Origin of the sequence: Pseudomonas sp. CCI1.1 (assembly GCF_034348165.1) — a bacterium.
GTDB classification, from domain to species: Bacteria; Pseudomonadota; Gammaproteobacteria; order Pseudomonadales; family Pseudomonadaceae; genus Aquipseudomonas; species Aquipseudomonas paracarnis.
The window spans coordinates 795,756-816,631 of sequence record NZ_CP133780.1 but is presented as its reverse complement, the minus strand read 5'-3'; the positions used below and the strand labels follow the sequence as shown (position 1 = coordinate 816,631).

15 protein-coding genes, 1 tRNA gene and 1 pseudogene are annotated in these 20,876 nt (G+C 57.3%); 5 read left to right on the top strand and 12 right to left on the bottom strand.

Going from position 1 to position 20,876, the window contains the following annotated elements:
* Positions 1-260 precede the first annotated feature (260 nt).
* The 5 genes and pseudogenes from tnpC to RHM69_RS03570 all read right to left on the bottom strand — a co-directional run bounded on the left by tnpC (position 261) and on the right by RHM69_RS03570 (position 5,899).
* Positions 261-623, bottom strand: a complete 363-nt coding sequence (gene tnpC / locus RHM69_RS03590) for a Tn3 family transposase post-transcriptional regulator TnpC (RefSeq protein ID WP_017849612.1) — start codon at positions 621-623, stop codon at positions 261-263.
* Complete coding sequence (locus RHM69_RS03585) at positions 623-3,640, bottom strand: Tn3 family transposase (protein WP_026140367.1); 3,018 nt, start codon at positions 3,638-3,640, stop codon at positions 623-625. Before RHM69_RS03585 ends, tnpC begins: the two co-directional genes overlap by 1 nt.
* Positions 3,641-3,758: 118 nt before the next feature.
* Positions 3,759-3,974: pseudogene (locus RHM69_RS03580) on the bottom strand (GlxA family transcriptional regulator); the annotation flags it as partial.
* A 755-nt stretch (positions 3,975-4,729) separates the two neighbouring features.
* On the bottom strand, positions 4,730-5,338 hold the full coding sequence (locus tag RHM69_RS03575; RefSeq protein WP_168223863.1) for a LysE family translocator: 609 nt from the start codon (positions 5,336-5,338) through the stop codon (positions 4,730-4,732).
* 111 nt (positions 5,339-5,449) lie between these two features.
* On the bottom strand, positions 5,450-5,899 hold the full coding sequence (locus tag RHM69_RS03570) for a winged helix-turn-helix transcriptional regulator (RefSeq protein ID WP_019817122.1): 450 nt from the start codon (positions 5,897-5,899) through the stop codon (positions 5,450-5,452).
* Between the two features lie 96 nt (positions 5,900-5,995).
* Here RHM69_RS03570 and RHM69_RS03565 point away from each other — a divergent pair, with 96 nt between their 5' ends.
* On the top strand, positions 5,996-6,937 hold the full coding sequence (locus tag RHM69_RS03565) for an aromatic alcohol reductase (RefSeq protein WP_014718585.1): 942 nt from the start codon (positions 5,996-5,998) through the stop codon (positions 6,935-6,937).
* Positions 6,938-6,987: 50 nt separating this feature from the next.
* Here the strand turns inward: RHM69_RS03565 and RHM69_RS03560 are convergent, their stop codons facing one another.
* The 3 genes from RHM69_RS03560 to RHM69_RS03550 all read right to left on the bottom strand — a co-directional run bounded on the left by RHM69_RS03560 (position 6,988) and on the right by RHM69_RS03550 (position 10,013).
* Entirely contained in the window at positions 6,988-7,155 is a 168-nt protein-coding gene (locus RHM69_RS03560) for a hypothetical protein (protein ID WP_014718586.1), read from the bottom strand.
* 244 nt (positions 7,156-7,399) lie between these two features.
* Complete coding sequence (ltrA, locus tag RHM69_RS03555; protein WP_011805433.1) at positions 7,400-8,821, bottom strand: group II intron reverse transcriptase/maturase; 1,422 nt, start codon at positions 8,819-8,821, stop codon at positions 7,400-7,402.
* A 472-nt stretch (positions 8,822-9,293) separates the two neighbouring features.
* The gene (locus tag RHM69_RS03550) at positions 9,294-10,013 is read right to left on the bottom strand and encodes an META and DUF4377 domain-containing protein (RefSeq protein ID WP_234452053.1); all 720 of its coding nucleotides are present in this window, start codon (positions 10,011-10,013) and stop codon (positions 9,294-9,296) included.
* Positions 10,014-10,372: 359 nt separating this feature from the next.
* Here RHM69_RS03550 and RHM69_RS03545 point away from each other — a divergent pair, with 359 nt between their 5' ends.
* A complete protein-coding gene (locus RHM69_RS03545) occupies positions 10,373-10,942 on the top strand; it encodes a DJ-1/PfpI family protein (protein WP_019817124.1) in 570 nt (189 codons plus the stop codon).
* A gap of 67 nt (positions 10,943-11,009) precedes the next feature.
* On the opposite strand, the gene pgeF is transcribed toward RHM69_RS03545, so the two are convergent.
* The 3 genes from pgeF to RHM69_RS03530 form a co-directional block, all read right to left on the bottom strand.
* Entirely contained in the window at positions 11,010-11,765 is a 756-nt protein-coding gene (pgeF, locus tag RHM69_RS03540) for a peptidoglycan editing factor PgeF (RefSeq protein WP_073452387.1), read from the bottom strand.
* Between the two features lie 233 nt (positions 11,766-11,998).
* Positions 11,999-12,072, bottom strand: a tRNA-Cys gene (locus RHM69_RS03535).
* Between the two features lie 214 nt (positions 12,073-12,286).
* Positions 12,287-14,566, bottom strand: coding sequence for an acylase (locus RHM69_RS03530; RefSeq protein WP_200599714.1), 2,280 nt, complete (start codon positions 14,564-14,566; stop codon positions 12,287-12,289).
* A gap of 242 nt (positions 14,567-14,808) precedes the next feature.
* Between RHM69_RS03530 and RHM69_RS03525 the strand changes: the two genes are divergently transcribed.
* Positions 14,809-15,189: a hypothetical protein gene (locus RHM69_RS03525; RefSeq protein WP_019817127.1), complete on the top strand. Its 381-nt coding sequence runs from the start codon at positions 14,809-14,811 to the stop codon at positions 15,187-15,189.
* A 10-nt stretch (positions 15,190-15,199) separates the two neighbouring features.
* On the opposite strand, the gene RHM69_RS03520 is transcribed toward RHM69_RS03525, so the two are convergent.
* Positions 15,200-15,394 carry a hypothetical protein gene (locus RHM69_RS03520; RefSeq protein WP_014718591.1) on the bottom strand — a complete coding sequence of 65 codons (195 nt, stop codon included), beginning with the start codon at positions 15,392-15,394 and terminating at the stop codon, positions 15,200-15,202.
* A gap of 172 nt (positions 15,395-15,566) precedes the next feature.
* Between RHM69_RS03520 and RHM69_RS03515 the strand changes: the two genes are divergently transcribed.
* Positions 15,567-15,698 (top strand): hypothetical protein, encoded by a 132-nt coding sequence (locus RHM69_RS03515; RefSeq protein ID WP_019817128.1) that lies wholly within the window; start codon positions 15,567-15,569, stop codon positions 15,696-15,698.
* Positions 15,699-15,933: 235 nt separating this feature from the next.
* The gene (locus tag RHM69_RS03510; RefSeq protein ID WP_200599716.1) at positions 15,934-20,853 is read left to right on the top strand and encodes a membrane-targeted effector domain-containing toxin; all 4,920 of its coding nucleotides are present in this window, start codon (positions 15,934-15,936) and stop codon (positions 20,851-20,853) included.
* Positions 20,854-20,876: the final 23 nt, after the last annotated feature.

The window sequence follows — 20,876 nt, the reverse complement described above, 5'->3', positions numbered from 1 at the left end:
TAGAAAGCGTGAGTCCATTGAGATTTAATGCAAGTCCGCTCGTGGCTAATGTAAGCCCGAAGGCTTCGTCAGTAGTTTTATCTAGGCCGATGCCCGGGAGGATGGCAGCGTGCCTACAGGGCGTCAAAACCGGCTACCCAGAGTCAAATTCACCCCACAGTACAGCGATGCTATAGAGTTACTCGTCAGTCCTGCAGCATCAGTTTTACTCTGCACCTCCATTGTATTCAGTCTGCCGGCAGCCCATTTGCACGAATAGTCTAGTCCTGATAGTCAGGAGCAAGCGCTGCCAAAGGAGCAACGTGTTTAGAACCCGCCTGCAAGCATGAACATAAAGCAGAAATATCCTCTTGAAGGGCCATCGCCTGCGCCCAAATACTGTCGACATCACTGGTAGCCACAGTGAGGGGGAAACCTTCCAGTACCGTCATGGCCATGCCATGCAGGCGTAGGAAGTCTTCTCGAATGCTGCCGACCCCTCCGATTTCAGCAAGGCAGGCATCCAGCCGGTCGACCAAGTTGAGCAACTGAGCGGTGTCGTAGCTTGCACGCAGAGAGTCGAGTACCTTGGTATCGACGTCCCCATAAGGTGTCACGCGGAACGAAGCTGGCGGGATATGCATCAGTTCGTCACCTCAACGTTGCTGTCAGACATCTGTTTCGCACGCATTGATCCCGCAGCCTGCTGGAAAATGGAATCCTTGATCCAGGGTTCCGGTGGGCGTTTGAGTTTCAGGTTGAACTCCCCAAAACGTTTGACATTGCTGGTTAGGTAGGGGCTGAGAAACGATACGTCGTCGTCAGTGAACTGCCAGCCATCACGGGCGAGCTTCTGCAGGATGCGCATCATGTCCACGGTGTTCTGCAGGATCACCGACGAGGCCACCATGTCGTTGTAGCGCAGGCGTTTCTGTTGCTCGTCCGGATCGTTTTCGGCGATCACGTCACCGCCAAAGGACAGCCACTTAGAGAAGCCGTTGTAGGACTCGATCTTATTGGTGTTGGCGGTGACTTCCTGGCGCAACTCGCGGCTGCCGATCCAGTTGAGTAGGAAGATCGTCCGGATCACACTGCCCAGCGCTTGCGCGGCATGATAGAGCTTGTTGCGCCGACTGTAGGAGCCAAGTTTGCGCAGCAGCATAGGTGAGGAAATCTTGCCGGCCTGGATTGACAACGCGACCTGCATCAGATCCTGCCAGTGGGTTTCGATCAGGTGCCAGTCGGCGGTGTCGGTGAACAGACGGTTGATGTGTTTATACGAAACGCCGCGATCTGGCCGGCACATCACCAGGTCGCGCCAGTTGCGGATACGCGGCATCAGATTGATGCCCAGCAGATGAGTGAAGGCGAACACCGTGGCCGACTGGCCCTGGGTGTCAGAGTACACCGTATCGGGTTCGACGCTGAGGTCGACCTTGAGCAACCCCTCAATCACATAGATTGCCTCCCAGATACCAGGCGGGATGAAGTGCTGGAACACCGCGATGTAGTTATTGGCCACGTGTCGGTACGCCACGGCCCCCATCTTGCGATAGCGGAAGTGGTAGCCGGCCAGCAGATTGTCGTCATAGAAGTCGAACTGCGTACCGTCCGCGGCCACCGCCTTGCCATCGCCCCAGAGCTTGGGCAGGTCAAGTTGCAGATAGAGTTCCACCAGCTCGCGGTTAGCCTTGTCTAACTTCTCAAGCGAGAGATGGCGGCGATTCGTATAGGACAGCATGTGCGGCGTGACATTACCGGCCAGATGCCGTGCGGCCTGGTTGGGGCCAAGGTTGCAGCCCATGGCGAAGATCGTCATCAGGTAGCGCTCGGCCGGTTCTTTGAGCTTTGGCTCGTTGCCGGACATCGGCCCGAAATGCCGAGTGAACTGAATCCAATGCTCAATGTTGGCCATGATGTCGAGCACGTGCCTGGCCGGCATGCGCTGCATAAGCGCCGTCTGTAGCGAGATGGCCGAAGGCGGGATGTCCCGCGCTATCACTCGGCGTAGCACCGGTTCGCCGGCTTCATTGATCGATACGTCACCTCGGCAAGAAGGGAATTTTTCATCCAGATGCTGCGCGGTTTCCTCCAGCTGAATCTTGAGGGAGGCGACAAACTCCTTCGCCGTGCCAGGCAGCCCCACCTTTTCGCAGTAGGCCGGTAGACGATGGAAACATTCTTCCCAGGGCAGCAACTGCTTACGGTAGTCGGCGAAAGATTCCGACCCCAGCACGCACATATCACCCGAGCGCAGCTCACTGGCCAGGTAAGAGAACACGCAGACTTCCAGATAGCGCCGGTTGGTAGGTGGCCCTTCACTGGCAGGACGACGCACGACCTTAACCCAGCGCTCCGACGCAAACGACAAGTCGACATGCTCGTCGATCCACTCGCGGTGTAGATTTTCGCTGTCCTGGATGAGCTGAAGCGCCTGGATAAGTGAGCGATCCTGAGTCGTGGGTTCCAGTTGAAGAAGGTGGCTCAGACGGAACAACAGCGAGCGATGGGACTTGAAGTGCTTCCAGATCAGCGGCAGGTAGTTGTTACCGCCCGTAGCCTGGACTTCGGCGCAAGTCTCGCGCAACCGATCCAGGTTGCCATCGGGAGAGAGGAATTCCCGGATCAGACTGCCAGCCTCCTGGTCATCCGGTTCCTGAACAAGAATCTGCACCACGCCATCCAGGGTGGCCGCCAGTTGCTCCAGCTTCTGGCGTTGCCGCGCCTGGATTTGCTCCAACTCCTCCTTGGCGCGTTTGTGGATCGTCGAAATCCGTCGGATGAACATCTCGGCCAGGTGATCCCGAGTTCGCACCCGCATCCGATAGATCAAGGCCAGCATCAGTGTGTAGCGTTTCGGCAGCGAGCAGTCCTTCAGCTCGGCGACGTCCGACGCGGCGGCTTGGGTGGCGAAGTGGCGGATCTTAGCATCGACGACCCCCTCAAGAATGGCATCCAGATCTCCGAAGCTCTCTAACCACGCCAGGTGGTCGATCAACACCTCCAGGTGCTTGCGGGAAGGCTTCTTGGGTGCCTGCTTGAGTGCGTTGAAGTCACTCTGCCGACGCCCGAAATCCGTGTCGAGCAGCTCCTTTAGCTTGTAGATCACCTCGATTGGCGCTCGGAGCACGATCAGGTTGAAGGTAACTTCCTGAGCACTCGCCAAAGCGGTTTCTGCGATGTTGTTGAGCGTCGAATAAGCCGGAAGCTCATAGCCACGCTGAATCAGCTCATCAAGCATGGCATTAATGAGATCGACTCGCTGCTCAAGCACTACAGCGCAGTCACGTGCGATTTCCTCAGTGATCGCTAGCCCGTCGCTGCTATAGAAGGGTGTAACCTGCAGGTACTGCCGAACCGCCGCTTGGTGTCGGTAAAGGGTGCGGGGGTTGCTGTAGCGCGGAGCTATTCGTGCGCCGTAGCGAAGGCATTGTCGGACATGACTGATGAGCTCCTGAGGAAGCTCCTCGAACGGAACAAAATAGTGTAGCTGCTGAAACACCTTTAGTTGGATTGCCAGCCCAATCGATAGCGCTGGACTCTTAGCGGTGTTATTGACCCATTCGATCTCTGAATCAGACAGGGAATAGCATCGATGCAGCTCCTTAGCTGGCAACTGACTGGGCAAGAGCGGGTAGGCTGTCCTTTCCACCGAAGCCATTGAGTTCATCCCCCAAGTAAGGCAAAACATCAGCATAGACGGCTAGTCAGGCGGGGGATGACCAGCAATCAAGAACTCAATAAATTTCCTTTTAGTTCAATATCTTGCAGAACGAATGTCCTAATTTTTGCCTTATCTCGGCATAACCCCCACCCCAGCCGAAGGTGCGCGTAGCGAACAGATCAGGGCGCAACAGATTGGCAGTCACCAGCGTATCGAGGGTCTGGGTAAAGGCCGGCAAGGAGAAGTGTTCGAGCAGCAAAAAACCGACACGGGTGACCGAGGTTGATTGCTGGGGGTTATCACTGAGGTAGCGCAGGTTCTTGCCTTGCATGCCACCGCTGAACTGGCGTCTTTCCATCGAGGGTCGGCCCACGCTTATTGTTGTGCAGTGGGCGCTATCTTAGGGGCAAATGCAGTGGCTGTCTCAGGTGACGCTCAAGGCGGGTAGCGGCCATTGCACTGATCTTGATAAAAACTGTTCGCTTCAAAAGCCACGGCCCAGGCGCTGCGCGCTGATCTGATACGGTTTTTTCTTTTCAATCTGCGCCTGTATTGAAAACCGCTTGAGGCGGACAATAGCCCCATCCCGACATTCCTGTCGTCCCCTTCCCCTCGGAGGCCTTATGACCAAGATGGCAATTTTCCTGTTTGGCTTTTTGGTGTTGACCATTGGCATCGGCATGTTGGCGACCATCTCACCGGTCTAAGCCCGCATCAACGTGGCGAGGGAGCTTGCTCCCGTGACGGCCTCATACCCGACGCCCCACGATCCAACTGTGGGAGCTGGCTTGCCTGCGATGACGGCCTGACAGCCGACGCCTATCTACCTGACACCCCGCGATCAAACTGTGGGAGCGGGCTTGCTCGCGAAGGCGGCCTGACAGCCGACACAATTGGATTGTGTGCATATCCATTGCTGCGGTAACGGCCACTTAGGGTTCCGCCTGACGGCGGGTCACTTTGGAAAAGAGCCGGAATGCCGGCCCAGCCCAAAGTAACCAAAGGGCTCTTGCCCCACCCTCGGCACCTCGCCTTGGCTCGGTGTGCCCGAACGCAGGCTTCGCATCGTGGTTACCTACGCCCGCCTCAACCCACAAACAGCATCGGATACAGCGACAGCACCAACAGCCCGGCCATGGACCAGTTGAACATCCGTAACCAGCGCGGCTCGCGCAGCAAGTTGCGCAAGCCACTGCCACACCCCACCCATACGCACACACTCGGCAGGTTGACCACCGCAAAAACCAGGGCGATCACCAGCACATTGGTGACATAACCCTCGGCCGGCGTGTAGGTGGTAATCGCCCCCAACGCCATGATCCAGGCTTTGGGATTGACCCACTGGAAGGCCGCCGCACCGAGGAAGGTCATCGGCTTGCCATGTTCATTTGGGTTATCAGACATACCGCCCGCATTGGCAATCTTCCACGCCAGATACAACAAATACGCGGCGCCGACATAACGCAACAGCGTGTAGGCCCACGGAAACAGCTTGAACACCTCGCCCAAGCCAAGCCCCACACAAATCACCAACAGCATGAAACCGATACTGATCCCCAGCGCATGGGGCATCGAACGGCGAAAGCCGAAATTCACGCCTGAGGCCAGCAACATGGTGTTGTTGGGCCCAGGGGTGATCGAAGAGACAAAAGCGAACAGCACGAAGGCTGATAACAGGCTGGTAGACATGAACATGGCGCGGCATCCAAGCGGTGGTGATGTGCCTGCGACAGTAGTGGGTTATGGCGCGCTGCGCCCCGTACAGCTAGGGGTGGATCGAGGCATACACTTGCACAGCCTAAGCGCTTACCGAGACGCGTCGGGAACCGGTGTGGGAACCTGCCATGCCGGTTTTTTGCCCTCCTGACTGTCGAACATACGCCGCGCCTTGCGAAAGTCCTCCACGTTTTCGACCACCCAGGTCCAGACAGGCGACATGCGAATCAAAAGCTCCCTGCCCAGGGGCGTCAGCTCGTACTCGACGCGTGGCGGAATCTCACCGAACTCGCGTCGAACCAAAAAACCATCGCGCTCCATGGCGCGTAGGGTCTTGGTCAACATGCGCTGAGTCACACCCGTCATCTGCCGTTTTATCTCGGCATGACGCATCGCACCGTACACACCCAAGGCATGCAGGATGCCCAATGACCAGCGGCTACCGGCGTGAGCCAGGACTTCACGCCTGACGCCATCGTCTTCTTCCCTGAGCGACTGGCAGATAATTTCTGCCTGGCTGAGCGTTTCATGATCGGTCATTTCTACCCCTGGTATCACACGTGTGCCTTCTTATGAGCGCTGCCGAATCGTGCCAGCATGGGCTCATCTTATCGCCAACAGGTCTGCGGAGAAATCATGCCTGAAATGCCCCCACTTCCCTCTCAATCGATCCTCGTTCTAGGCGCCGGCGAACTCGGCCTGCCGGTTTTGCGCAACCTGGCGCGTGAGGCCAAACGCGCGCCCGGTTCCACTATTAGCGTGCTGCTCAGGGAATCGACCATCAACACGCAAATGCCCGAAAAAAAGGCAGAGGTCGACGAGCTGCGCAGCCTGGGCATCCAGATGGTCGCCGCAGACTTGGTGAACGACTCAATCGATCAACTTGCCAAGGTCTTCGCACGCTTCGATACCGTGATCGGCTGCGCAGGCATGGTCGCGGGCCGAGAAACCCCGATGAAGCTGGCGACCGCCGCGCTCAAGTCCGGCGTGAATCGCTACTTCCCCTGGCAGTTCGGCGTGGATTTCGAAGTAATTGGTCGGGGCAGCCCCCAGGATCTGTTCGATGCCCAGCTCGATGTGCGCGAGTTGCTGCGCGCCCAGCACAACACTGAATGGGTCATCATCTCGACAGGCATGTTCACCAGCTTCCTGTTCGAGCCGGTGTTCGAGGTCGTCGACTTCGACAACAACACAGTCAACGCCCTGGGCAGTCTGGAGAACAGCGTGACGCTCACCACACCGGACGACATCGGTACGCTGACAGCACACATCGTGTTCTTCGAACCCCGCCTGCGCAATCAGATTGTCTACCTGGCCGGCGACACCGTGACGTATGGGCAGGTTGCGAGCATGCTGGAGCGTGTTCTGGATCGCCCGTTCAAACGCAACGTGTGGACGGTTGACTATCTCATGCAGGCACTGGAGCAAGACCCCACACACCACATCAAGAAGTACCGTGCCGTATTCGCACAAGGCAAGGGTGTGGCCTGGCCTAAGGCGGCCACCTTCAACGAGCAACAGTCGATTCCGGTCACCACTGCCGAGCAGTGGGCTCGGGAAAACCTTGCAGGCCATTGAAAGTCGGATTCTGAAGCCAGCCGTAAAGGCTGGCACAGGTGAAGGGACGGTTAGCGGCTTTGAGCTTCACGCTGCTGGTCAGAGGCATGTTGTTTTTTTACATGCTTGCGCGACCTGAGCTCGTATTGATGGTGAATAAACCAGGCGACCAACAACACCCCAGTGACGCCAAAAACCAAGACCAACAGCTCTAGTGCGGTACCTTCATGTGAAAACATTTTTCGTTCCTCGTCCTGAAGCCGTATGACCTAAAAAACAGCCACACCGAAATTGTTTGTAATAATTCAAACATTTTAAGGGTAGTCGGCAAATCCGCACGTGACAACCCCTGATCGGCCCAGAACCCTTGATCTAGACATGTCACTCGTCGAAAACACGTATAAATCACAGGATCGAGTAGGAGGCGGATTCACATCCGCCGTCCTCTCACACCACCGTACGTACGGTTCCGTATACGGCGGTTCAGGTTATACGGTTAAGTCGGTTTATCGTATCCAGTATCGAGACCAGCCCGAGGCGGTCCCACAGCTTCTTCGGCAACGCCTGATTCATATGGGGCGCTCCCGAGTTCCACCATGGGCCTCGGCCATTGACTGCCGATTTCCACGCCCGCGCCGCATTAAGTCCCAAGCGTATCAAGTTGCGCGCCCTCGTAGAGGGCCGCTTCCATTGACGCCAGACGATACAGCGAAGCTTGTGACGCACCCAGCCGTCCAATTCCTCAAGTGGCCGTCTGCTCTGGCTCAGCTTGAAGTAGCCCGCCCATCCGCGCAGCACGGGGTTTATCCGCTCGATGACAGTCGCCACCTTGTGGCCCCGCGCTTTACGTAGCAGCTCTCTGAGCCGGTCGCGCAAGCGACCCAGGCTCATCGTCGCCACTCTCAGTCTCGGTTGCTGATGCCAGCTCATCCCGTAACCCAAGTAATCACACATCCAAGACCCGGCTACTCGGCTCTTATCCCGATTCAGCGTTAGTTTCAGGCGCTGATTCAGGAAGCGCTCAACACTGGCCATCACTCGTTCGCCAGCACGAGGGCTGCGCACATAGATGTTCGCATCGTCGGCATAACGCACGAAGCGATGACCCCGCCGTTCCAGCTCGCGGTCGAGTTCGTTGAGCAGGATGTTCGACAGCAACGGCGAGAGCGGGCCGCCTTGCGGCGTCCCTTCCTGCCGTCGGCTGGCGATCCCACCCGACATCTCACCGGCTTGGAGGTACCGCCGGATCAGTCTGAGCACGCGTTTATCTACGATTTGGCGCGCCACGTACGCCATCAGGAGATCGTGGTTGACCCGGTCAAAGAATTTCTCAAGATCGAGTTCCACGCACCAGCGATGCCCTGCCGCCACATGGGCGCGGGCTGTCTCGATGGCTTGGTGGGCGCTTCTGCCCGGACGGAAGCCGTAGCTGTAATCCGAAAACAGCGGGTCGAAGATCGGCGTGAGCTGTTGCAGCAGTGCCTGTTGGATCAGGCGATCCACGACGCAGGGAATGCCCAGTTGTCGGGTGCCGCCTTTGGGTTTGGGGATGTCGACGGCGCGTACACCTTGCGGGTGGTATTCGCCGGCCAGCAACCTCCTCTGGAGGATCGGCCAATACTGATTCACGTAGTCCGCCAAGTCGTCGACCGTCATGCCATCGGCACCCGGCGCGCCCTTGTTGCTGACCACGCGCTGATACGCACGTCTGAGGTTGGCCGGTGCAAGCACCCGCGCCATCAGCGTGTCCGGCTCCGCGTTCGTCCACGTCACAGATGCCGTCGATACCTTTGCGCTGTCAGCCGTCATCCTCGGATTCTGTCCGGGACTCGGAGTCACAGTCTTCTCTTGGAGAAATTTCTGCATTTCGGTATTCAACGAGACTCTGACGCCTACTGGCGGCATAACCTGTTCGGCCCTTGGTGGCGCGGTTATTCGCCACTTACTACGGCTTCGGCTGACTTCTGCACGCTCATCCCATCGCCTCTCGACGCTCGGTAGCACACTGGCAAACGTGCAGATCTCCCAGGGTAATTCGCGCGACCTTCCTGCTTATGCCTGTCGGATCTACGTCACAGCGTTCCGTGCAAGTATTGGGCTTTGAAGATTTTGGCCTTCTTACCCCGCTGCGCCGCCTCTATCCGCTTCCTGTTCGTCAGGCCAGCATTTTGCCTCGGGCTTCCTTCAGATTCGCAGTCACCCGCGACACCCTTGCCTCTGGCTAACACTTCCCCTTGCCGGGTGTGTAGAGGACTTTCACCTCCCAGTCACCAGCGTGGCCACCACAGCCAAGCTGGTTGCGCTTGCGCGCAACGCGCCATGCCTGGCGCACCAATAAAAAACCCCGTAGACGCTGATCTACGGGGTTTGTGTTCGCTTACTTGCTGCCAGAAGCGTCCTGCTCGACCACCATATCCAACACGTAGACCGTCGAAGGCGCATCCGCTGGCGGATTCTTCCATTCGTACTGCTTGACCCGCAGCACAGTGCGCACGCCGTCATGATGCACAAAGCCTTCGATAGGCTGGTACAGCGGGTGCCAGGTGTCTTGGGTCGCCAGTTGCAGGCCCGCGTCGTCATAGCGGCGCTCGCGCACTTGCAGGCATTGATAGTTCGGGATCAAAGGATGGCTGCACTTGACCGTCTTGGCCGCCACTTCCAGAAACTTGACTTCACCCTCGCTACCGTAGCGGGTCTGCGGGGTGGCCTCGCCTTGCAACTTGAGCACCGAGCCGTCCGCTGTCGTCAGTTGCAGCATCGGCGCCCTGTTATCGCCGGTGATCACAGCGCGAAGATCGCCCTTGAACAGCCGCCCTACCTGGGCGTCAAGGTCCATCAAGCTCTTGTCACACGCCATCAGCGTAGAGGCCAGTGGCTGAACCTTCAGAACCCCGTCCTGATACTGATAGCCGCCGAACTGACGATTGCAGCCACCGCTGATGCTCAGGTTCTTGTCACCGAAGGCAACGCGCAACTTGCGCTCGATGCCTTTGTTCATCGCCACGAGAGGCATGCCCGACGCATCCGTTGTCGAGACCAGGTTCCAGTCGTAAGCAGATAAGGTTGGCTGGGCTATAGCGGCTGAGGTAGTTGGCATCGAAGGTGATTCTTCATGGCTTTTGGAAGGGGCGGCACAGCCTTGGATGAGTGCAGCACACACGGCTACAAGAAGAATTTTTTGTTTCATGGGTCACTCTGTCAGCTTTGATGAGTGCGGGCGTTATCTTGCGCTGGCAGGATAAGCGCGCGGCTAAACCGGCATGAGGAGGTCGCTTGAGGCCTTACTGAGCGTAGACCCAATGCGCGCTTGGCGGACCTCTTCCTTGGCCGATAGCAATCGGACATCATTTGCTTCGATCAGTTTCACGCATGACGCGCCGTTATCAACCCACGGCTGCCCTTGATGTATGTGTGTTGTCGCCCTATGTTATTGGCATTCATGGAGGATTCTGACTGATGCCACGCGTGGGATTGATACTGACACCCGGTTTTTCGGACTGGGAATACGCTTTCATTGCTGGAACTGCGTCTCCGTATTACGGGATCGACGTCAGGTTTTTCGCTTCTGCTACGGGGCAATTTCGCTCGCAGGGTGGATTGGCGGTAACGGTCGATAGCAGTTTGCAACAATGTCTGGACTGGAAGCCGGACGTTGTAGCCGTGATTGGAGGAATGGTCTGGGAGCGTGCAGAAGCACCCGATATTCGAGCGTTTCTTCATGCTAGTCGTTCAAGTGGAGCGACAATTGCCGGTATCTGTGGAGGAACGCTGGCACTCGCCAGGGCCAGCCTTCTCGACACCGTTCCTCATACATCGAACAGCGCTGACTTCCTGCAACAGAATGCCGTGGGTTATAAGGGGGGCACGCTTTATCGAAGCAGTCCAGTGGCTGTGGTTGCAGACCGCATCATAACTGCTCCAGGCCCTGCACCCGTTAGCTTCACCTGCGCAGTGTTCGAAGCTGCCGGGCTATCTTGCGAGACCACTTCTCAATTCAGATCAATGTTGGCAGCGGAACATCGGTGACTGCGTCGTCCTACAAAACAGCCGGTTAGGTGATGTGTTCGAGTCGCCGCCCATGGACGATTTTTGCCTATTGTGAACGACTGAAATCGCCATTCAATGAACCGGATTCCGAGAACGTTATCCAGGAATACTGGAAGGATTTAGGCTCGACTTGATGGCTCCGCCGCCGATAGCTGCCCAGATCAGCGCTGTGGCAATAAGTACAATGTTCGAGCACCTGAATCTGTTCAATACTCACACCGCTCGCCACCAAGTGGCGCAGCGCATATTTTCGTAGATCAAACCAGGCTTCATTATGTGTGATCTCAGGTTCGACCCAAGGCACACTCGCCGGTGGCACGCGATAGGGGGTCCACGGCGCAGAATCGTTTTGCCAAAGATGGCTGTCGACATGTTCAATACCTTCGACAAACTTCCTGCTCACCTCATAACAACAGGGGCCGATAGATGGGCCTATCGCTATTCTCAATCCCGCAAGAGAAGCACCTTCTTTCTCTAGCCGGCCGATTGAATGACCGAGAATACCTGCTTTCAAACCCTGCCATCCGGCGTGGATTGCCGCTACAAGTGGTTGATCAACCGAAGCAACCAGAACAGGCAAGCAATCGGCAGTAATGACCGCTATCGCACCCTGGACTCCTCTTGAGAATAGTGCATCGGCGACAGGACGTTCATCTCGTCCTTTCCCGTCAGCATCGACGATGTGCGTACCGTGAACCTGAGCACAGTAAAGTGTTCCTTCCGGCAGCGTTAAATTTCCCGAAGTCTCGAAACCGTGGTCCACGCCGGGGATTTCGAGCAGCAACGAAGACAGGTAGGTCATAGAGCAGATCCTATCGACGGCAACCCGGGTACCGGCATATCATCCGTAAGAGGGATGGGTCAAGTTCGCTTAGAACTCTATGTTTCGGATGAGGTGAGCCCACGTTTAACGGCGTCTCAAATTTGCTGAAAAAAGGCAGGGTTACGCAAGCGATCCGGAAAATTGCGGAAGCGATGACTAAATCGCAGGCATTAAAAAACCCCGTAGACGCTAATCTACGGGGTTTCTAAGAGTGGAGGCCGAGGTCGGAATCGAACCGGCGTAGGCGGATTTGCAATCCGCTGCATAACCATTTTGCTACTCGGCCTCAAACGATCAATGCCCTTGTTGCTGACATTCACCGCATACAAACTTGAGTGGGCTACGTGATGCCTGCCTCTACTCTAAACCATTGAATACATTGAAGTTTTTAATGCTTCATTGCGTTCGATGGGCGCCATTATGTACTCATTTGCCTAGGCCTGCAACCCCTTGATTTCAAAAAATATTCTGCCTTGGCATCAAGGGGTTGCGCGTCTGCCCTACTCCTTCACTGTTTGGATTTGGTAGTGCGGGTCGGCCTTGATCTGGGCTTCGGTGAAGGGCAACGGGTGCAGTTTTTTCTCGGAGAAGGCTTGGGTCTGGTCCTTTGAATAAGCGGACGCCGGGTTGCTGGACTCGGAGAATGCCAGGACGCCGACTGCGTTGGGGCCTTTGTCGTCGAAGCTGACGATTTGCAGGTAGCTGGTGCCGCTGACGACTTCGCGTTTGCCGTCGGCGCGGGGCACGGTTTGCATGGCGTTGTAGATGCCCACTTCTTGCGGGCCGCCGTGGATGGGGGTTTGGCCGGAGACTTGGATATCGCCCCAGCGGGTCTGCCCCAGTTTGCTGACCTCAGCGCTGGAGGCCAGCATGGCTTCCAGCAGGGCCTTGGCGACAGGGGCGCGGTCAATGGCGAGGCCGCTTGGGGTGGTCAGTGGATGGGCCGGGTCGAAGGCCACGCGCCAGGCATCGGGGATTTGCTGCAGGTGTTGCATCAGGTTAATGAAGTGCACTAGGCCCACGCCGCTGTCGAGGTTGGCGCGCTGGTCCCAGTTTTTCAGGCTGGTGCACAGCGGTTGCAGTGCAGCGGCATCGGCCCCGAGGTTTTTGGCGCAGAACGCCAGCAGGTCGGGCATGACTTGGCCCGCCAGGTACACCTCGTTGTCCATGACCATGTCTTGCAGATCAGTGACGGTGATCGGCTGCTGCTCAAGGGTTTGCAGGCGCTGGAGCGCGAAGCGCGCGCGCGGGCCGAGGCCGATGTTGTCCTGGCTGATCACCGGCGAGAAGCCTCTCAGCGGCGCCTTGGGGTTGGCCATCCAGGCAGAATCATTGGAGTGCTGCACGTAGTCAGTGCGTTGCAGTTGGGGCAACTGGTCGGCCGGAAAGATACCGGGCTGGGCCGCGCGCGGGTCGATATCCCAGGCGCAGGCGCTGTGGGCGCCGTCAAGCATGATCATTTGCAGGCCGGCCCGTGGGTCGCTGCATGTTGCCAGTTTAGCGGCGCTGACGTTGGGCACCACCGACAGGTTCATGTACAGGCTCTGGCCCTGGTCATCGGCGGCCAGGGTGTTGACCCAGGGGATGCCTTGCAGGGTATGCACCGAGCTTTGCAGTTCCTTGAGGCTGCTGGCGCGGTTCATGGCGTACCACTGTTGCAGCACCCGGTCGTTGCCCAGGTTGGCGTCGCGCAGGCTGAAGGCGTAGTGGCTGTCCCAGTCGAGCTTGCCCGGCCATTGCACCACGGGGCCGAACTGCGAACTGTAGACGTTGTGGGACACGGCCTTGAGGCTGCCGTCAGCTTGCTTGACCTGGACTGTTACGGCCGTTTTTTCCAGTGGGATGGACTTGCCGTCCAGCAGATAACGGGTGGCGTCCTTGGGGTCGAGGGTCAAGCGGTACAGGGTGAAGTGTTTGGAGGTGTCGACGGTGTGGGTCCACGCCACATGCTGGTTGAAACCGATGTTCACCACGGGCAGCCCTGGCAATGCGGCGCCCATCACATCCAGCTGGCCAGGGATGGTCAGGTGCATCTGGTAAAAACGCATGCCGCCCAGCCAAGGAAAATGCGGGTTGGCCAGCAGCATGCCACGGCCATTGAATGAGCGGTCACGGCCCACGGCGACGGCATTGCTGCCTCGGTCCAGCGTGAAGCGTTGCTGGTTGGCCGCGGCCAGTGCAAAGCCTTTGGCGTCGGATTGGACATCGGCGGTGGCTTGGGGTGGTGTTGCCCCGACCAGGGCTTCGGCGAATTGGCCGACGCCCCCTTCCACCAATAGCCTGCGGGTCAACTTGACCAGGTCTTGCACTACCAAGGGCCGTACCCACGCGGCCTGGCAATGCGCGGGTGCGCCCTGCTCCTTGAGGTAACGGTTGTAGCCGGCCACGTACCCTTCGAGGCGCTGTTGCATCTGCGGGGTCTGCGCTTTCCAGAATGCCGCCACGGCCTCGGGGGTATTCAACCAATTGAAGAACACATCGCTGGCGAGGTTGTTGCGCTCTTGCAGGGTCGCTTGGTCCGGCCCGAAAAACTTGGCGCGCTCGCCATTGACCGTGACCACTTCATTGGCCAGCAAGCACAGGTTGTCCTGGGCATAGGCGTACCCCATACCCACCCCCAGGCCACGCTCGTCAAAGGCGCGAATATGCGGCACGCCATAACTGGTACGCCGGATATCCACCGACGCCTGCGTTACCTGTTCCCGTGCCGATACGGCCAGGCTCAACCCCAGCAACAGCCCTGCCACGCCCACTCTGGACAACCCGTAGGAAATAATCACGCCGACTCCACAGTCAAATTGAACACCCTCACAAGGGATGGTTACCCCACCGTAAGAACGCAAATCGACCGGAATAATTTAGCCGCACAAGGCTGTATATCGTCAGCGCTTGAAAGGTGACAAATCTGATACCGACAAATTTTCTACATTCATCGTTTCATGATTTGCCTCACTCGTTCGTCTTATTACTCAAGAGCACCATCTTTTCCTGATCAGGCTCTGAAAAGAAAAGGAGTTTTTGCATGTATAACCCGCAAGTGCCCACGGATGGACATTCAAAGGCCACCGATACTCACTTTGGCAACGATACACAGGCGTTCGGCAACGCGCCCGAACAGCAAGGCAACCAGCGCATACGCCACTTACTCAAGTGTTTCGGTTTGCGCACCAGCCTGATTCGACTGAAGGTCATCGACGCCCTCCTCACCGCTGCCGCCAACCAGCGCACCCTCGGGGTACGCGGCGTGCACAGCCACCTGCTGGAGCTGGGCATTCCGTTGTCGTTTCTCAGCGTGCGCGAGGTACTCAAGCGTCTGTGCAGCGAGGGTGTGATCACCCTGAACGCCGACAAGAGCTACAGCCTCCATGAAGAGGCTGCCAAGGTACTCGAAGGTCGTGCCTGACTGACACGCGTCAGAAGTTAGGCTTGACCTTGCGGCGCATGATGCCGTTGATCACCACGACGACCACGGCGATCGCGATGGCCAGGTACTGGAAGGTTTTCTCGCTGATCACGCCAGTGTTCTGCAGATAAGACAGGCCGAACATCGCGCCCAGTACAGCCAGGGCAATCAGAAGCGAGTATTTCAAGCGTTGCTTTTGGGTCATGACGAATTCCTGGACCTGAAGGATGTATCCACTGTGTATCGCCGCGCATGCCAAGCACATACCCAACTACGGGGATGGCACGGCGTCGGCGGGGTCTTATGTTACAGGCGATGAACAGATTTGGCTTGTCCTACGCCTGACAGACCTTTGAAGCCCCTTGGAGAATTGTGAAATGCTTCGACGACTCATCCTGCTGGTTCCCTTGATGATCATGCTGAGCCTGGGCGGTTGTTTCTTCTTCCCGCGCGGCGGTGGCTGGCATGATCGCCACGATGATGGCGGCCGAGTTTACGAACGTCGCTGATCCCCTCGGGAGTACTCCGCCCTAACGAGCTGCCCCTGCGTGCTCACTGTGTGCAGCAAGCCCACTTTCCCCGTGTTGCTGCACCGACGCGTTACATATTCGTTAATAACATTTCCCCGGGCGCCTTCGGAACCTTCCGACGCTCTCATCCCAATCATTCGAGGCCCAAACAAGGAAGAATCATCCCTCGGATTATCATCAGGACGCGTGGGCCAATGCCATTGGAATAACTCACTTGATTTCAGGTATCGCCCACCATCGCCTGCGCCGAAACGTCTCCAGCGATGAAATCGCCGCTCCTGCCCACACCCGTCCGATGCCAGGGACGGTCCAGACGATAGCCGTTCCGGACGTGGATGCGATCACGCCGGTCAGTGCGATTCGTTCTGACCTGATCAAGGGCCTTCAAATAACTGATCAACGCTTGTTGCTCAATCAATACCAACAACTCAACCAGGACATCCAGGCACTGCTGCTGCGCCAGCCGACGCTCAGCAGTGTTATCGAGCAGCAATTGAATCGCAGCTTCGGTACTACACCGCCTGTAGACGCCTCGTCACTGTATGTGCATCGCTATCACACTGATGAACACGGCCAACGCACATTAATCTCGGTGCAGAGCATCACCGAAGCCCTGTTCAACGCACTGCGCCAGCTCAAGGCACCTCCCGGCGCCCAGGCCTCGACCAGTACTGCCAGCACGGAAGTCGGCTTCTACACCAGCGCCTCGCCAAGCGAAAGCAGCCAGCAATTGCACGCTCGCGACACCCTCCTTTCGATTGCACAAACCATCGAAAAAGAACTGCCCCTGAGCCTTTCCCGATTCTGGACCGAGCCACGCACGGGCGAACCCAACCCCGAGTCACCCCAGAACGAATTGCTCAGTATCCACCGAGAGATGCTGTCCACCCTCGCCGCCTTGGGCGTGGAAGACGGTGCGTTAACGCCCGCCGCCAAATCATTGATCGACAAGGCGCTTGAGTATCCAACCCTGCAGGCTCGGGAAAGCGCGATGAGGGATGGCGAAAGGCCCGGTGTCTACCCGCTCAAATTGGATACCCCAAGCCCAGAGGGAAGCCTGCTGGCAGGGGCCTTCCTGATCACCAGCAGCGATGGATCGTCGGCGACACGCCCATTCAGTAGCGCACAGACAGACCGCACCTTACTTCCTGGCCAACAGCAAGGCCTGACGGTGCTCTACACACCTCGCGATGGCTACGAAACCTTCGACAGCCCGGCCAAGGCACTTGCGACCTTGCGTCAACGCATTAATGACGACCCCGAAGCCGCAGCGCAGCTACTGCAGAGTTTGCCGGTGGAGGTTCAAAACGGCTTGAAGGATGACTGGAAAAACCACTTGAGCCAGGACCTCTCCCCAGTGACCGGCGACGTCATTGCCACAGGCGTGCCGCAGTTGCTGGAGCGCCAGCGGCATCAGGTGAGTAACGCACTGCAAGCGTTGTATGAGTCGAACAACGTTGAGCCGACGCTTGTCGACCCGTGGGGGCATCTTCTGACTGAGACGGGCCTGCCTGAGGCTGCCGACCTGGGACCGCATTTCGACGGCAACAGCGCCCTGTTGGCGCGTGCGCAATGGCTGGACGAGCGCGCGAACAGCATCGACGCGCGCCAGGTATTGGATCAACGCCTGGGTGATCAGAAAAACTGGCGATACCTTGCGCAAAAACTCAACGAGTCTGCCCAGGCCTTGCCGCAAAGCCCAACAGAACGTGAGGTGTCGGCCCTGCTGAAAAATACGCCGATGAATATCGCGCCAGACTCAGCCCATTACCAAGCCTACATACGGACACCTGGCATGTCCGTAAGCCTCGAAGCCTTCCTGCTTGAAAACGGCGTGCCATTGCCCAAGACCGTGGTCGACTTGCTGGCCTTGGCGCAAAGCGCAAAAGCACGCGCACAGCAACACCCCTTGGGCAACTTCGCAGGGGGCCTGTCCTGGCCGATCCCCTTGGATGTCAGCCAACAAGACACGCTGCGCACGGCCGCCGTCGAACATGCCAACAGCGATCCCGACTTACCGCAGGGGAATCCCAAGCGCGGCGTACTGGAACATCTGGGTAGAAACCTGAGTTTCTCCGAGCAGGCACTGGCGGACCCGGTCAAGGTGCTCGAAACCCTGATCAGCTCCAAGGATGGCCAGGCTCTCGGCCAAGCCATGCAAACCAAAATGAATGGTATCGCCACCGACACCAGCGCAAACGACTATGCCCTGGCGGCGATCCAATTGATGCTGGACCCCGAGTCGTTGACGGCGCCTGTGCGAAACCATGTGGCGGGTTTCGACCTGGCGCAGAAAAGTCATTGGGGCAAACCGCTTTCGACTATCACCAACAGCCTGCGCCAACACTTGATTGACACGGGGCGCGAATCCCCTGAGCTCGCTGGCGCGGCCGCACATCTGTTACTCAGACGCACTGCGCCGCAATTGCTGGTCAAGGACATTCCTGATTCGGTAGTTTACGGCAGCGCCGCGTGGGCGAACCTTTGCATTGCAGTAGCCGCCATTGAAGCCAAGACTCCAGGCCGCGTGGCCGCCCTGTCTTATGCCGAAGTGATGATCACCGCCGACACTGCTGGCGCCGTGCCCGCCTCTGCGCAAGCCGCAGTGATGTTGGATTGGGCTGTGGCCAATGACATTCTTCCAGCGAAAGACGATGCCCTGTATCAGCCAGCCGACCTGGAAAAAGCCCAGGCGCTGTTCAAAGCACAACTCGATACGCTGATAGAAGCCTCATCGCTCATCGGTGGGAGTTTTCCAAGCCGTAAACACATGGCGCTGGACCTGCTCGTGAAGACATTCGGCCCCGGCATGGACTTCGAGCTCAAGATGTTCTCCAGATACAATGGCGATACGCCCAGCGCGCCGCGCTCACTGGTGGAAATCGTCATGGAAGAACGGGTCATGGAGGGTCGCTGGGTACTCACGAAAGAAAATACCGGCGTGGACCTTGATGCCGTTATTGCCTTCACCCACAGCGCGCCATTCAATATTCAACGAGCGTTTGAGGATGCCTTTTCTACCGCCTTGGACAATCATAAGACCGTTAAAAAAACAGCTCTCCTCAACGCGCTCAGCAACCTGCTGCCCGAAGACAGAAAAAACTTGACCCAGGGCAAGCTCAATTATTTTCAAGAAAAAAGTTACAAGGTGGGCATGATCCCTTTCGAAGGTGACACCTTGTTTCACACCAGCCCTACGGTACTGGTCACCGCGCAAAAAAATGGACAAACCACCACCTATGAGTTCGATACGGTAAACGGCGTTATCCGAAGCCGGGGCAACCGAAAAACACCGGCGGCCCCTGTCAAGTTCTCCAACGAGATAATCAGGGAAGAGCCATTTTATCCGGACAGAGACAACGTCAAGATCGTTGACAGCGGGCAATCGATTCTCGCAAGTATCCCGGCCAACCCTGTGCCGATTTCATGGTTTGACCTGGGTGATTTGAAGGAAAGCAAGCTGGATCGCGAACAGCCCTCCACGGCACCCCAGCCGTATATGTTCCTGAACCCACGCACTCACCATATCGCCGACTCCGTGCTCAAGGCGTTGGACCTGGACAATCCCGCCATCAAGAAAGCCGCTGCGGGGACCACGACCTTTGAGCGTAATCATGAAAAGCTGACGAACTTCAAAGAGTTTTTGCTCGACCTTATTCCCTTCCGTTCCGCAATCGTCAATTTCATGGACGGCAACTACGGCGAGGGGATCACTGACGTCACCCTGGATATTTTCGGTTTGGTCACCGCCGGCATCGGCTTGGCGGCCAAACTCGGAAAAGTACTGGGTACGGCTGGGTCAGCAGTGAGCAAGGCGCTCAAGGCAACGAAAATCATGGTGCCAGCCCTGCTCAAGGAGTTGAACCCGTTAAACGGCGTGGGTGATCTGCTAAAGGGCTCGGGTAAATTCATTTACGAAAGCGTTGAAGCGATAGCTGGTGCGGTGCCATCCCTGAAGGGAAGCGCAAGCCACGAAGCGCTGATCAGCGCCGCAAGCCGCTACGAGGCAGCGGCAACCGGGACCTTCAAGGTGGGCAACCAGCGGGTTCATGGCTCTGCCGTCAAACACAACGGTAAATGGTACCCCTACGATGTGCATAAGCAGGAGGCTTACGGTGCGCCTCAAGCTTTTGATCCTGCACATACGCTGATGCCACCCTCACCCCATGCTGACTTTTCCCCTCGGGGGCACATGAACGCTCGGCAAAACACGCGATTTCAACCCTACAAAAGACCCACCCCAAAAGCGCCGAACATCAATGGACACACGCCGACGATCGTAAACAAAACCGATCATCTGGACGCCATCAAAGACGAATACGTAAAACATATTAAAGGCGCCCCCAACGAAGGCCACTTCACACCCAGCCGAAGGCAACCGACACAAGAGCGGTTCAACGCAGAAATGGAAGCTTTCCATCAAAAACTGGACCCGTTGAACCCACAAAATCGCCCCATAATTCCAGAAACGAAACCTTACGAGACAGTGCCCGACCTGATCGAAAAAGCCTTGGACAATTCCGACGTGGTGGTATTCGGCGAGAGTCACCAGCATTTGGCCATGTTCCGCGAAATTGACGCAAGCATCGACCTGTTCAAGCGCAAAAATGTAAAGGTGGTCGGCATTGAAGGTGTCGTCTATGACAACAATGGACTACTCAAGGACGATGGCATGGGCCATACCGGCCACGGTTTGCGACCCGCCCACCCTCAATTCAATCTGCAGACACTGATCAGAAAATTCAAGGATGCCGGAATAGAAGTCGTGCCCCTTGACCACTTTTATCTGACACGCCACCGGCATGACCGTAAGGCCTACACGACGCTAAGCGAAACCGAACGAAACCTGAAAAGACTCAAAGAGTTCAACTACTACGCCGCACGCGTCATTGAACAACACAAGCATAAGGGTAAAGTGATCGCCTTGGTGGGCCGCCAGCACATCAACTCCACTCAAGGCGTCACCGGCTTGGCTGAGGCGACCGGAGGCATTGGCATCGGTGTTTACGAACGAACAGGCATGAAGGTGGGCTACGGCACGAACTCCACGGATGCCAAACCGGGCCCGCTGGGTACCCTGAACGCTGACAACGATCTGGCGGGAGATCTGCAAATCTTTTCGCCAGCAACCTGATAACACGCTAAATAGTTGCCTGC